This is a genomic window from Shewanella loihica PV-4 (assembly GCF_000016065.1).
Taxonomy (GTDB): domain Bacteria; phylum Pseudomonadota; class Gammaproteobacteria; order Enterobacterales; family Shewanellaceae; genus Shewanella; species Shewanella loihica.
The window spans coordinates 1955513-1967938 of record NC_009092.1 but is presented as its reverse complement, the minus strand read 5'-3'; the positions used below and the strand labels follow the sequence as shown (position 1 = coordinate 1967938).

Annotated in this window: 15 protein-coding genes; 1 reads left to right on the top strand and 14 read right to left on the bottom strand. The window is 51.4% G+C overall.

The window, feature by feature from the left end; genetic code table 11:
• Nucleotides 1-4 precede the first annotated feature (4 nt).
• From SHEW_RS08880 to SHEW_RS08865, 4 genes are all read right to left on the bottom strand, one after another.
• On the bottom strand, nt 5-877 hold the full coding sequence (locus SHEW_RS08880; protein WP_011865513.1) for an alpha/beta fold hydrolase: 873 nt from the start codon (nt 875-877) through the stop codon (nt 5-7).
• Nucleotides 878-967: 90 nt separating this feature from the next.
• Nucleotides 968-2017 (bottom strand): 3-oxoacyl-ACP synthase III, encoded by a 1050-nt coding sequence (locus SHEW_RS08875; RefSeq protein WP_011865512.1) that lies wholly within the window; start codon nt 2015-2017, stop codon nt 968-970.
• Nucleotides 2018-2327: 310 nt separating this feature from the next.
• On the bottom strand, nt 2328-3614 hold the full coding sequence (locus SHEW_RS08870; RefSeq protein WP_011865511.1) for a methyltransferase: 1287 nt from the start codon (nt 3612-3614) through the stop codon (nt 2328-2330).
• A 151-nt stretch (nt 3615-3765) separates the two neighbouring features.
• Nucleotides 3766-4923 (bottom strand): hypothetical protein, encoded by a 1158-nt coding sequence (locus tag SHEW_RS08865; protein ID WP_011865510.1) that lies wholly within the window; start codon nt 4921-4923, stop codon nt 3766-3768.
• 161 nt (nt 4924-5084) lie between these two features.
• On the opposite strand from SHEW_RS08865, the gene SHEW_RS08860 reads away from it, so the two are divergent.
• Nucleotides 5085-5330 (top strand): DUF1289 domain-containing protein, encoded by a 246-nt coding sequence (locus SHEW_RS08860; protein WP_011865509.1) that lies wholly within the window; start codon nt 5085-5087, stop codon nt 5328-5330.
• Nucleotides 5331-5340: 10 nt separating this feature from the next.
• Here the strand turns inward: SHEW_RS08860 and SHEW_RS08855 are convergent, their stop codons facing one another.
• The 10 genes from SHEW_RS08855 to pstB all read right to left on the bottom strand — a co-directional run bounded on the left by SHEW_RS08855 (nt 5341) and on the right by pstB (nt 12417).
• Complete coding sequence (locus tag SHEW_RS08855) at nt 5341-5706, bottom strand: YajD family HNH nuclease (RefSeq protein ID WP_011865508.1); 366 nt, start codon at nt 5704-5706, stop codon at nt 5341-5343.
• 130 nt (nt 5707-5836) lie between these two features.
• Nucleotides 5837-6415, bottom strand: coding sequence for a GrpB family protein (locus SHEW_RS08850; protein WP_011865507.1), 579 nt, complete (start codon nt 6413-6415; stop codon nt 5837-5839).
• A gap of 113 nt (nt 6416-6528) precedes the next feature.
• Nucleotides 6529-7491, bottom strand: a complete 963-nt coding sequence (locus SHEW_RS08845) for a hypothetical protein (protein WP_150099957.1) — start codon at nt 7489-7491, stop codon at nt 6529-6531.
• 299 nt (nt 7492-7790) lie between these two features.
• Entirely contained in the window at nt 7791-8183 is a 393-nt protein-coding gene (locus tag SHEW_RS20375) for a GFA family protein (RefSeq protein WP_011865505.1), read from the bottom strand.
• A gap of 92 nt (nt 8184-8275) precedes the next feature.
• A complete protein-coding gene (locus tag SHEW_RS08835) occupies nt 8276-8641 on the bottom strand; it encodes a hypothetical protein (RefSeq protein WP_011865504.1) in 366 nt (121 codons plus the stop codon).
• Between the two features lie 12 nt (nt 8642-8653).
• Nucleotides 8654-9118: a hypothetical protein gene (locus SHEW_RS08830; RefSeq protein WP_011865503.1), complete on the bottom strand. Its 465-nt coding sequence runs from the start codon at nt 9116-9118 to the stop codon at nt 8654-8656.
• Between the two features lie 343 nt (nt 9119-9461).
• Entirely contained in the window at nt 9462-9989 is a 528-nt protein-coding gene (locus SHEW_RS08825; protein WP_011865502.1) for a hypothetical protein, read from the bottom strand.
• A gap of 42 nt (nt 9990-10031) precedes the next feature.
• The gene (locus SHEW_RS08820) at nt 10032-10454 is read right to left on the bottom strand and encodes a tetratricopeptide repeat protein (RefSeq protein WP_150099956.1); all 423 of its coding nucleotides are present in this window, start codon (nt 10452-10454) and stop codon (nt 10032-10034) included.
• A 394-nt stretch (nt 10455-10848) separates the two neighbouring features.
• On the bottom strand, nt 10849-11550 hold the full coding sequence (gene phoU, locus SHEW_RS08815; RefSeq protein WP_011865500.1) for a phosphate signaling complex protein PhoU: 702 nt from the start codon (nt 11548-11550) through the stop codon (nt 10849-10851).
• A gap of 48 nt (nt 11551-11598) precedes the next feature.
• On the bottom strand, nt 11599-12417 hold the full coding sequence (gene pstB / locus SHEW_RS08810) for a phosphate ABC transporter ATP-binding protein PstB (protein ID WP_011865499.1): 819 nt from the start codon (nt 12415-12417) through the stop codon (nt 11599-11601).
• Between the last annotated feature and the right edge of the window lie 9 nt (nt 12418-12426).

Below are 12426 nucleotides of genomic sequence, written 5' to 3'. Positions count from 1 at the left end.
TGAGTTAACGCGCCATAAATTGCTGCACCTGGGCCACCACCTCATCGCTGGCATCTTCCAGGATATAGTGACCACAGTCGGCAAACTCATGCACCTCGGCCTCGGGGAATCGACGCTTCCACTCATCGAGGAAGTGTTTGTCGAATACAAAGTCTTTGAGTCCCCAGCAGATCATCATAGGCAGTTGGTTAAACTGGTTCAGCTTTTCACTGATCTCACTCACCAGTTCATAGTTGCGATCGCCAGGCTTGAGCGGAATATCCTGCACGAAGCGCAGGGTCGAGATACGATTCGCCCAAGAGTTAAAGGGCGCCACATAGGCCTCGCGTATCGCCTTTGGCATAGGCGCGCGCTTCACCCCTACATAAGAGGCGATAGAGGAGAAAGCGTTAAAGCCGCGCACTAATACTGTGCCCAGTAAGGTGTTACGACAGATCCACAGCGCCCAAGGAAACGGCTTGGCCTCTGGCAGATGAAAGGCGCCAGTGTTGAGCACCACGATTTTCTTGATCCGCTCGGGATGACGGGCCGCATAACCCATGCCTATCATGCCGCCCCAGTCGTGAACGATCAGGGTGATCTTCTCTTTCACCTCGAGGTGATCCAGCAAGGCTTCCAGATCGTCGATACGATTCTTCAGGGTATAGTCGTAACCGGCATCGTCTGGCTTGTCCGACAGACCGCAGCCGATATGATCCGGCACTATGCACTGATGATTAGGGCTCAACGCCGTCACCAGATTGCGATAATAGAAAGACCAGCTCGGGTTGCCATGCACCATGACCACGGGCTCACCCTGGCCTTCATTCACATATTGCAACTTGTGACCATTACGATCTAAGTAATTGCGTTTAATAGGAAATAACGAATCGAGCATGGGGGTACCTGTTATGATTATGCGTTAAGTGGGCGCCGCCCCTCGGCGTCGCCCCTATGCTGTGCTTTCAGTAAGAAGATGAAGGGCGCTCTACCACTTGAGTCCGAGCATCATGCAGTTGAGACCACTGCCTATGCCGAGGAAACTGACCTGATCGCCCTTGCGCAGAAAACCCTGGTCGTGTGCCATGGCCGCCGTCACAGGCAGCGAGACTGTGCCCATGTTGCCGAGTAGCTGATAGGTGGGGAACTCTTTCTCCTGAGGAATATTGAGCGCGCTCAGCACCTGCTTACGGTTCGAGGCCCCCACCTGATGACAGATCACCTTATCGACCTGCTCCACCAGCCAGTTACGCTGCTCGAGGAAGTGCGCCCAGGTATGGCGAGCCAGCTCTACCCCTTCTTTAAGCAAGGCCACACCGTCGGTGCGCATAAACTCGCGGTATAGCTGAGTGCCCGCTTCCTGTAATCCCCATTGACACAGATTATGATGTTCGGGCGCCGAAAGGTGACTCGCCCCAAGCAGCTGATGCTGACGCTCACTCTTAAGCGGCAGGCTGCCATCGGTAAGCAGCACGGCCACAGCGCCAGAGCCACCGGTCAGGGTCGCCAGCGACTGGGCATAATTCTGCATGGTGGGCTCGGCCAGCATGTTATCTATGGTGATATCCACGATATGACGCGCCGACTCGCAGGAAACCACCAGGCCGGCCTTGATCTGACCCAGCTCGATGCGGTTGGCGATATCCAGAATGCCGGACAACACACCCAAGCAGGCGTTGCTGATGTCATAGATGGCGGTGTCCTTAGACACCCCAAGCTCGGCGGCGATACGACAGGCGGTCGCCGGCTCGTGCTGATCGCGGCAGACGCCGGTATAGATCACGGCGCCGAGATCGGCCACATCTATCCCCGTCTCCTCGATAGACTTGTGCGCCGCCGCCAGGGCGCCATCGGACAATCTATGCCCTTTCGGCCACCAGCGACGCTCGTGGATCCCTGTCAATGCGGCGAGCTGCCCCATAGGGATCCTGAATTTCTGATACAAGGGAGCTAATCGAGACTCTAACTCTGAAGTCGAAACCACTTCAGGTGCCAGCTCATAGGCCAGACTATTTATAAAAACGCGAGAATATTTCATGAAACCGTTCTGTTTCGCTCATTATATCGGCACTTATTCGGCCAATTTTTATCTTTCAGTGTTAACCCGCCATTTGAGCAAGAAACGGCGAATGATTCAATAAAAAACCGCCATAGGGCGGCTTTTTTCGACATCGATCGGCAAATTTATGACAGCGCCCGCTGGTTTCTTCTCTAGAAGCTAATTGCTTGAAAAGCTCGTCAGCCGATTATTGGCCCGTTAAGTGGCTAAAAAAGCGACTCTGGCAGAACTAATCAGACAAGCACCAATCTTGCGGGTGTGAGTCTGACAGTTGCTAATCAGGCAAACTCTATTCTGGCAATGAACAGCTTGGCAGGCGAGCCAGGATCAAGCCGTTTCTCGGCGTCACCTCGAGATCGCAAAAGGCGCCTAGGCTCACCTCATAGCTCTGCTCCTGCAGGAAACAGACTCTGTCGAGCAGCAGCCAGAGCTCTAAGGCCTCACGAAACAGGTGCGCAGCCAGATCGATGCGCCGGGTCAGGCGTTGGCGCTCGAACCCTTTTGCCAAATAGCCTTGATCGTCCCACTGCTTGGGCAGTTTGACCTGTTTCTGCTCTGCTGCCCAGGCACAAAACTCCCTGAAGCTACCGCTCAGTTGGCTCTGCTTCACCGCCGGTATCGGCAGGTAGTGTGAGCTGCCGGTCACATCCCGTTGCAGGCTATCGAACCCCAGGCGCCAGGCCACCTCTTTAAGGCGAAGCGCCCTTGCCTTGGCGTTAGCAATCACAGATCGCTGCAAGGGAAGCTGAAGATCGTGTTTGCTGAGCGAGAGCTCACTCGCCTGAGCGAGAACTGACAGCGGCTGGTAGTGACTGTCACTTATCAGATGATAACAACAGGGCGCCACCGCTAAGGCGCGAGTTCTCGCCTTGGCCGCGCCGCGCAGCAAACTGAGATGCAGCTCGCCGCAGGCATGGAGGGCTACCGCCTGCTGCTCGCGTTTAAGCAGCTGCTGGGCAGATTCTGACAGGGCATCGCCGCAGACGAAACGCTGGGGTAATTGCCACTGGTGGGCAAACTGCGAACCTGCCTCACACAATCCCTGCTGCCACTCGAGGCTCACGACTGTGCGCGACTGCCCCTTGGCCAATAGGCGCCCCAGGTGCCCCTTACCGGCGCACCACTCCAAGATCTCATCATCACCTGGTGTGACCCTCGCGGCAAAGGCGAGGATCTGCTGCCACTTGCGCCCCTTGATGTGGGCGCTAAAATGCCCAAGCTCACTCTCAGACAGCCCCGCACAGGCCTCATCCACGCTCTGCTCTGCGAAGTCTGCATGTGCTAGCTCAGAATGCGCGAGCCCTGCGGCAAGGGTTTTCAGTAAAGATAAGGGCCAGATTGTGCCCTTGGCGGCAAGATCCGCCTCGAGTGCGGGCGCAAGACGCCCGTGCAGCGCTATGCTGTCGCTATCCAGACTATCGAGTTCTTCGTCATCGAGCTGCCAGAGCAGGTCGGCGAGTCTTGGAAACTCATCCTGCCAGGGCAAGGCCTCCGCCTCGAAGGCCTTAACCTGCCACAGCGCGTGGCTGCTACTTAGCAGGTCATCTAAGGCAGTAAACTGCTTGGCATAGGACATCTGGCTCCTCGACACTTTCTGCGGCACTCTTCAACAAAATATAAGGCTAAAAACAAACGCCGGCGATGATCGACCGCCGGGCGTTAATTGTCAACCAACTTAGGCTGCGACTTAGTCTGCAATTTAGGCTACAGCGATAGCGACATGCATCTTAAGCCTGCAACTTTTTAAGCGCCATGCGTTTACCCAGCCAGACCCCGAGTCCTAGGGGGGCGAAGAAGCAGACCACGAAGAAGAGCACCAGATAGAGGATCAGGCTCTTGAGGGTCTTGGTCAGCTCGCTAAAGGCACGCTCGACCGCATGCTGGCTAATGGTATCGAGTTCCGCCGCGGCCGCTACGCGCTGCCGGTTTACCATCTCCTCCAGGGCCAGGCGCTCCTGCTTCACCATCTGTTCCAGCGCCTCGCGCTCGACGGAGAGCTTGGCCAGCTTGTCGTCGGTGGACTCGCTCAGCTGCGCAAGCAGCGGGGTCAGCTCGCGGCGTAGATCCACCGCCAGGGTCTGCATCATCTCTGGGCTCTGGGCCATCAACTGCTGAAACTTAGCCGAGGTATCGCTGATGCTCTGCAGTGTCTGCTGCACAGTCTCAGGGTTGATGTTGGCATGCAGGGCATACAGCTCCGCCTTCCAACCCAGGATCTTAGGCGTCTGCTCGGCGATCATCGCCATGCGGTCTGACACATCGCTCATCACCTCGGGGACGGTGCCAAAGGTAGTAACCGCCTCAAATTCGCTGATATTGCGATAGGTCAGCCAGTCGTTAAAGGCCGAGTGACGGGCAAAACTGAGATCGGTAATGGGGTTCTTCGCCACATAATCTAAGATAAAGGCCTGATATTGCTCGAACTCGTTTGGCTTTACGAAGCCTTTTATGGAACGCTCAAAATCTGCCTGCAACACCTTGCTGACCTCGATGGCGATTCTTTGCTGTTCACCAAACAGCGTCTGACCGGCGCCGCTCTCGAAAAACGCGCTCATCTGCGCCGTCAGCGTCCAGGTATCCACCATGGCCGCAACCGGAGATGCCTGAAAGATCGCCCGCTGCAGCGCCTGTTCGCTGTTGATCTTCCACATCAAGACGTTGGATTTGATCGCCAGATCATCGCCTTGGTTTAGTGCAATCTGATCCGCCCCCTGCTCCACCTTGGCATAGAAGGTGTGGCTAAAATCGCGACTAAAGACACGCATGTTAAGTTGTGCCTGCGGCAGCGGCTCTATGCCGCTCTCGAGTTTAATTTCCAGTAACGAACAGGCAGACAAACTCAACATGCCGATCACCAAGAGGACAGATCTGTATTTCAGCCCCATAACAATACCCCGTTAAAATTCACAACCATTTGAATTTAAATGACTAATAACCAGATGCTAGCACCATTAGCCAAGGCGCACCAGCATGCCCCCAGGTTGAACCCTCACCTTAGCTACTTTAGAATGCCGCCAAGATCACAACTTGAGTATAAACAGTAAAGATGCAATCACCCTGCGTAGCCCGCTGCGGCTTGAACGAAGAAGATATCTGTATGGGTTGCTTTCGCCACATTGACGAGATTGTCGGTTGGGGCCAGGCAGACGAGGCTCGTCAGGCAGAGATTTGGGACAATGTGAACAGGCGTAAACAGCAAGGAAAAAGCGGTGAAAACCAGCAGATCATCAGCCGTCAGAAGTGGCTAGAGGCGGAGCAGCGTCTCGCAGCGCAAGACGCCGATAATGAGTAGATCCTAAGACTTACTTCTTGTTCATCATATTCTTAAGATCGGCGAAGGGATTGTAGGTCGCCGCTTCTACCTGAGTCTCACTCGTCGGTCCGTACTGGATCAACTCTTCATACTTGGCATGTTCGTTGTCATGGCAATAGAGGCAGAGTAGCTCCCAGTTGGAACCGTCGCTGGGGTTATTGTCATGATTATGATCCCTGTGATGGACCGTCAGTTCCCTGAGATTGGAGTGGGTAAATTCGCGGGTACAACGTCCGCAGATCCAGGGATAAAGTTTAAGCGCCTTTTCGCGATAGCCAGACTCACGCTTGGCTTTATATTCGCGGGCCTCTGCCAATACTTTATCTAATTTACTTTGACCTTGATGGGTAGACATAAGCTCGTCTCTGTTCTTGCCCCCATGGGGCGACTCGATTTACTGGCAATATACCCATAGTCGCCGCAAAAGGGAATCTAAGGCGCAAATCGTACTAAGATGTGTTGCATTTCGATAGCTTGCATAGAGATTAGACCTTGCCATACCAGCAAAGTGCCAAGGCCAGCGTCTCTTGTATAAACTCCTCCTTTGCCGCCATATAAGCCTCGCTGTCATGGTGGCAGGGTTTCGCCGTGATACGCTTTAACTCGGCATATTCATCCGCCTTATCAGGATGTGCTATCAAATAGTCACGAAAGGCGCGGTGGGCGATCAGTTGCTGGCTGCCGCTTTGAAAAGCATGCAGATGATGGGTGCGTTGCGGGCCAACTTTGTATTCATCCCTTTTCCCTTCTTCACTCTTATCTTCTTCGCTTTTACTTTCTTCGCTTTTGCAAAAGTAGCGCCGCCCGATAATGCCATTTTCACCACGGGCGATATAGCTTAAGGCCCTTAGATGCTCGCCCTGTGCATCCAGCGCCGCCAAGCTGTCGACCTCTAGCAACATATCGATTATCGGCTTGGCCGCCAGCCCAGGCACAGAGGTACTACCGATATGCTCTAGGCTGACGACACACTTCCCCAGCGCCGTTAGCAGCTGCGCCTTCTCAACCTTAAACGCCTGGTGCCAACTCATCTGATGGTCGATCACCACTATGCTGCGCGCCATCTCTTCTCTCCTCTTTAATTGGGCTGATGGGCTAATAAACAAATGCAAGAGAGACAAATCAACTAACGCGTCACAAGATAGTCTCGCGCTAACCTTGCAAGGTTAGCCCTCCACTAACGCTTGCTACCCTCGCATGCTCTTACCAGGCTCGCCAGCATAAATAGAACAAATAAGCCGGATAACAGAAATAGAAATACCAGCGCCTGGATCAGATCACCTTGTGTAACCTTAAGAAGCGCCCCAAATAGATCGTCGAAATTATGCCAGATATAACCTGCCAGCAACGCCAACAGCGCGAGGGAAAAGTAACGAATTAACCCGGCGCCCAACTTCTCATCATGTGGCCGATGCCAATTAATCAACGCCAGCCCAAAACCTAAAATAGGCATCAACAGCACCGTCCATACCGCAAGATAGTTAAGCCCAAGGGGCAAGATGCTGGCAAAGGCCAACAAGGGATAGGCGACATTGTAAAAAAGAATCCCCAATAGGAGTCGCCCGAGTAGGCTAAGCCAAATGGGTGTTTCAGCTCCAGCATCGAGATCTAGCCCCCGCCGATTAGCGACTCCCCCGGCAATAGGTAGATGCGCCATAGGTAAGATAACCGCCATCGCCAGACCACCAGAGAGAGTAACCAGCATGATGAAATAACGCAGATCGGAAAACTGAGCCAAGCGATTGGCAATGGTAAAAAAGTCCATCTGCGCCGCGAATGGGCCATAAGCTATGCTTAACAACCAATTACTCAGCTCTAACAGGCTGGGCACCTGACCACCTATGAGATAGGTGACAACCGGCCAATAACCAACAAAGAGCAAACACGCCGCATAGAGTGGCAGGGAAAAGAGCATTATCACACTCACCAGCAGATTCACACTGGGGCGGACACCCAATACCAAGATCAGCCAGAGCCCCCACGCGGGGTTGGTAAAAGTAAAAAACGGTTTGGTCAGGGCAATATCCTTGAGATACAGATACCCCCCCTTGGCAAGGGTTAACCCCAAGAGCAACAAAATCAATAGGCCAAGGCCCGCCCTCATCTTATTGCCTTCGCCCTTTTTTAATATCCCAAGCACTCAAAATCCCTCTCATAAATCGATATTCGGTCGCAGGCGCAAAGTATCCACAGTCATAACTGAGCCAGCCAGACATTGCCAGCTAGACATAACCCGCTAAATATTGCCTGCCAAATTAGAGACGCCCTAGTGTAGATCTCACCTAGAAAGATTGAAAGCTAACTAACTGAAAAATAATGGAACTCATCAACAAACTAGGCCCCAATGAGATACCTGCTCTGGGAACGGCCTAGATAATCGAGGCGAGGCCACTGCAGGATAAGGAGACCTTGACAGCGCCGGCTAGCTTCCAGAGTCGGCTAGTTATCGGCAGGATGGTTAACCCCGTCACTAGTAACCACCTCGCCGATATCATAAGGATTCACGCCTTCGAGACATCCCAAATTAACACCATACTCATTCGGGTTAGAGCGGCGCTGATGATGGGTATAGATGCCGCAAATCCCGCAGAAATAATGCTTCGCGGTATGGGTATTAAACTGGTACAGCTTAAGCTGCTCTTGCCCCTTAACGACGCTTAATCCGTCTAGCGTCACCGAGACTACGATAGCCCCCTTGCGGCGGCAGATAGAGCAATCACAGCGCCTGGGTTTCTGTATGCCATTGGGTAGACTCAAGGCCAACTCCACCGCGCCGCAATGACAGCTCGCCTTGTGCACAGGTAAAATCTCGGTGTTACCGACTCGTTTCATCGTGTTCTCTCCTCGCTAACGCCTAATTTGATAGCGCTTAAGTTGCTAGCGCATCGTCTAAGCTTTCCAAGACGTTTGTTCTCAATAAAAAATTAGCGACCATGTTGTGATTGCACCACCGAGTCACTCTTCACCTTGGCGCCGCAATAGAGACAGGTAACATGACGCGGCGCCAGTTTTCTACCACAACCTGAGCAATGAATGGCCGGCGTAAATTTTCCATCGAGCTTGCCATCGCGCAGATCGATCTCCTGGATCTTGGCAACCAGCATCTCCTTGTTAAAGCCTATCTCTTCCAGTAACTCAGACATGGCAAGGCACACCATGGAGAGGTGATCTATCTGATCTTGAAGGCCCTGCAAGCTTACCTCATTGGCTCTGGCGTGAGACTTAGCCTGCCCCGCTTCCCTTGCTAAATCGTTGATTCTGAAGTTTTGAAAAATATCGTATATATCCATAACATCTCCCTGTTAAATAAAAAATGGCGCCAATATCAGCGCCGCTACCAGCACCAGCACCAGCATCAGAAACAGTGGCGCGTAATAGCCAAGCACAAGGCCATAAATCGACCTACCTCGCTGCAGGCGATGGCGAACCAGTTCCCCAACCTTAGTGGCGATATAAGCATTGCTAAGCCATCCTGTGATAAATAGCAGCAGGCTTAACACTATGGCCACAGTCCCGTGAACCCAAAAGAGAACAGTGACCGGCAACAGCATCACCAGGGGAATATAGGGCAAGGAGGCCAAGGGGCCATAGCCCATATAGGTATTTGAAAATGAGCCAATAATAAGGTCTCGCCTTAGGCCCGGAAGTCTCTGCTTAAATGAGGGATTGCACACTTCACAGCAGGGCCGAGCCAAGCCTTTCGACGCATAATATTTGTGCTGACTGGGTTTATCTTTCCAGCCGCATTGAGGACAGGTCCATGCCATAACCGCCTAAACGCCTTTCGCTCTATTCATCGGCGCCATTCTCTCGTTCGATACCCGTTCTGGCTAAGGACACTAGCGCAAATAGTAAAACGCATCAAGCAGTTAGCAACCAAGTAAGACAATTGATCCAAAAACGGACACAAAAAAGCAGCCCTTAGGCTGCTTTTCTTAACTTGAAACTCAGTGCAGGGCTTAGATCTGCTTCACCGCGTCTGATAAAGCACAAATGACATTGCTATCCTTTAAGCTGAATAATGACATGCAGGGCTTAGATCTGCTTCACCGCGTCTGATAAAGCACAAATGACATTGCTATCCTTTAAGCTGAATAATGACAATTACCGTTAATTGTAGTCTTGTTGCGTCGACCACTTAGCGACAAATCGACCACCTGCTTCCGCTATTTTCTCTAGCCGATCACATGCACCTAATGCGACCCCTGAGCCAATCGCCTTTTGAGTCGACCTGACCACCTCGCCATTCCTGACAATGTCGACTTTTAGCGTCGCGGTAGAACTTGGCCTTAGGGAAAATAATACCCAGCGATGTGGCGTCACATCGATATAGGTAACACGGAGCATGTACTCATCGGGCATTTCACTATTTCTCGATCTATCTACAAGGATATTAGCCTGGTAGGTTTCTGCCGATGCCCGTATTGAATCAGATAATGTCTGAAGCATAAAACATTCGTTTGCCACCTTGTCGACGTCCAGGTTTCCGGCAAATTCAGGTGTTGCTAAGAATAAGGTTGGCCTGTTGATATTTGAGGAACCATTTACCTGAACTGGTGCACTCTCCTGCTTAGGAGTTGCGCCACATGAAGCGAGTACCAAAGACATTAAACCGATCAAAAGTGATTTAGCAATCATAATCAAGACTCATAATTTTTAAAAAAATCAAATCTGGAAGCATCAATGCTGTACAGCGACATCGGCCTCTTCAAGCTTATCCATGTAACCCAAATAAACATCTACCCCTTCGGCCCAATGAGGATTTGCCTTTTTAGTTTTAAGGAAATATTCCCTTGCCTTATCGTAACGAGACTTGTGGTAATAGCACAAAGCGATATACCAGTGAGCCTCAACATTGTTTGGGCGGCGCTTTAACAATCGATGGCACTTCTTAAAAAGCTGTTCATATCTCGCTTGCTCGATCAGTAGATCAGCCCCAATTAATTCTGGAGGGCGATCACTAGCATCGTCTCTAAACCAACTCATAAAAAGGCGAACACACCATGTTAGATAGAAAACCGTTAATAATCCGGCTATGAAGGTAAAACGATATGACAAACTGTTTATAGATTCTATCAATGGGGATAACTCAGAAACTTCCATGACTCTCACAAATTCCCTAACGTATAGCTAACTTAGCTATATAAAAATTTGGTTAGATAAAACGTTATCTAAATTCATTATTCTAGATTTTGTAATAAATCATCAAACTTTAATAGCAATTTCTAAAACAGCACTCTATCAAAAATGGGAATAACTCTGACAAAAATGAAGATTACAGAATATTCGACAATCGATTCACCATCTACATCACAATATCAGTAATAAATATTCCAAATTCACCATTATCATCTAAGAGAACTTTCCCATTCTGAAAGCACAAATTTGTCCAACTTGCTTTTCTTAAGCAGGCAATGGAGAACATTTCTGAGAGTATAACGGACACAAAAAAGCAGCCCTTAGGCTGCTTTTCTTTAATGAAGACTCAGTGCTGAGCTTAGATCTGCTTCATCTCTTCATAAGAGGTGTGACGTACGTCCTTACCCTTAACATAGTAGATGATGTATTCGCAGATGTTCTGGCATCTGTCGCCCACGCGCTCGACCGCTCGCGCTGCCCAGAGTACGTCGAGCACTTCTGGGATAGAGCGAGGATCTTCCATCATGTAGGTCATCAGCTGGCGGATAATACCCTCGTATTCGCTATCTAGCTTGCTATCTTCTTTATGCAGCTCGATGGCCACGTCGGCGTCCATACGCGCCAGCGCATCCAGGGTCGAGTGCAGAGTGCGGGTCGCGTGACGGCCCATATGCTCTATGCTCACCAACAGAGGCTGCTGGTTCTTGAGACGCTTATCCAGCGCCGCGGCGGCGATCTTCACGCAGGCATCGCCGATACGTTCAAGGTCGGCAATCGTCTTAGAGATGGCGATGATCAGACGTAAGTCGCTGGCGGCAGGCTGACGCTTGGCGATGATACGGGTACACTCCTCATCGATAGAGACCTCCATACCATTGACGCTGTGGTCACCGTCAATCACCTTCTGCGCCAGATCGGCATCCAGGTTACCCAGGGCGTCCAGGGCCTGCTCCAGTTGACGCTCAACCAGGCCACCCATCGCCAATACGCGGTTACGAATATCGTCGAGCTCGGCATTGAACTGACCCGAGATATGTTTATTTAAGTTCATGTTTTCCATTGACATTCAACCTTATCAATTCTTGCAATTCAGTTGGCAGCGGCCCAATTAACCGTAACGACCCGTGATATAATCTTCGGTCTTTTTCTTCTTCGGCGTAGTGAAGATGGTGTTAGTGTCGGCATATTCCACCAGCTCACCCATGTACATGAAGGCGGTCTGATCCGACACACGCGCCGCTTGTTGCATGTTGTGGGTCACGATCACCACGGTATACTTAGCCTTCAGCTCAGTGATCAGCTCTTCGATGGTCAGGGTCGAGATAGGATCCAGTGCTGAGGTCGGCTCATCGAGCAGCAAGACTTCGGGTTCGATGGCTATGGCGCGGGCAATCACCAGACGCTGTTGCTGACCACCAGACAGGCCGAAGGCGTTGTCATGCAGACGATCTTTCACCTCATCCCAAATCGCGGCGCCGCGCAGTGAGCGCTCGGCGGCTTCATCCAGTTGACGACGGTTGTTAATGCCTTGCAGGCGCAGGCCGTAAACCACGTTCTCATAGATAGACTTAGGGAAAGGGTTTGGACGCTGGAACACCATGCCGACGTTGCGGCGCAATGAGGCGACATCTACCTTCTTGTCGTAGATGTTTTGGCCGTGCAGCAAGATCTCACCGTCGATATTACAGTTATCCACCAGGTCGTTCATGCGGTTGATGCAGCGCAACAAGGTTGACTTACCACAACCACTGGGGCCGATGAAGGCGGTCACCTTCTTCTTAGGGATCTTCATCGACACGTCAAACAGGGCCTGCTTGTCGCCATATTTTAGATCTAAGTTACGGATCTCAAGTGCGGTCTGCTCGCTGCTTAAATTATTTAAGTCTAAAGTCTCTGTTTTCATTACCGACTGATCTATCGAAATCATATCTGTTCC

Coding starts and splice junctions, on each gene's coding strand:
- SHEW_RS08880 (WP_011865513.1), bottom strand. CDS start 877: ATGCTCGATTCGTTATTTCCTATTAAACGCAATTACTTAGATCGTAAT.
- SHEW_RS08875 (WP_011865512.1), bottom strand. CDS start 2,017: ATGAAATATTCTCGCGTTTTTATAAATAGTCTGGCCTATGAGCTGGCA.
- SHEW_RS08870 (WP_011865511.1), bottom strand. CDS start 3,614: ATGTCCTATGCCAAGCAGTTTACTGCCTTAGATGACCTGCTAAGTAGC.
- SHEW_RS08865 (WP_011865510.1), bottom strand. CDS start 4,923: ATGGGGCTGAAATACAGATCTGTCCTCTTGGTGATCGGCATGTTGAGT.
- SHEW_RS08860 (WP_011865509.1), top strand. CDS start 5,085: ATGCAATCACCCTGCGTAGCCCGCTGCGGCTTGAACGAAGAAGATATC.
- SHEW_RS08855 (WP_011865508.1), bottom strand. CDS start 5,706: ATGTCTACCCATCAAGGTCAAAGTAAATTAGATAAAGTATTGGCAGAG.
- SHEW_RS08850 (WP_011865507.1), bottom strand. CDS start 6,415: ATGGCGCGCAGCATAGTGGTGATCGACCATCAGATGAGTTGGCACCAG.
- SHEW_RS20375 (WP_011865505.1), bottom strand. CDS start 8,183: ATGAAACGAGTCGGTAACACCGAGATTTTACCTGTGCACAAGGCGAGC.
- SHEW_RS08835 (WP_011865504.1), bottom strand. CDS start 8,641: ATGGATATATACGATATTTTTCAAAACTTCAGAATCAACGATTTAGCA.
- SHEW_RS08830 (WP_011865503.1), bottom strand. CDS start 9,118: ATGGCATGGACCTGTCCTCAATGCGGCTGGAAAGATAAACCCAGTCAG.
- SHEW_RS08825 (WP_011865502.1), bottom strand. CDS start 9,989: ATGATTGCTAAATCACTTTTGATCGGTTTAATGTCTTTGGTACTCGCT.
- SHEW_RS08820 (WP_150099956.1), bottom strand. CDS start 10,454: ATGGAAGTTTCTGAGTTATCCCCATTGATAGAATCTATAAACAGTTTG.
- phoU (WP_011865500.1), bottom strand. CDS start 11,550: ATGGAAAACATGAACTTAAATAAACATATCTCGGGTCAGTTCAATGCC.
- pstB (WP_011865499.1), bottom strand. CDS start 12,417: ATGATTTCGATAGATCAGTCGGTAATGAAAACAGAGACTTTAGACTTA.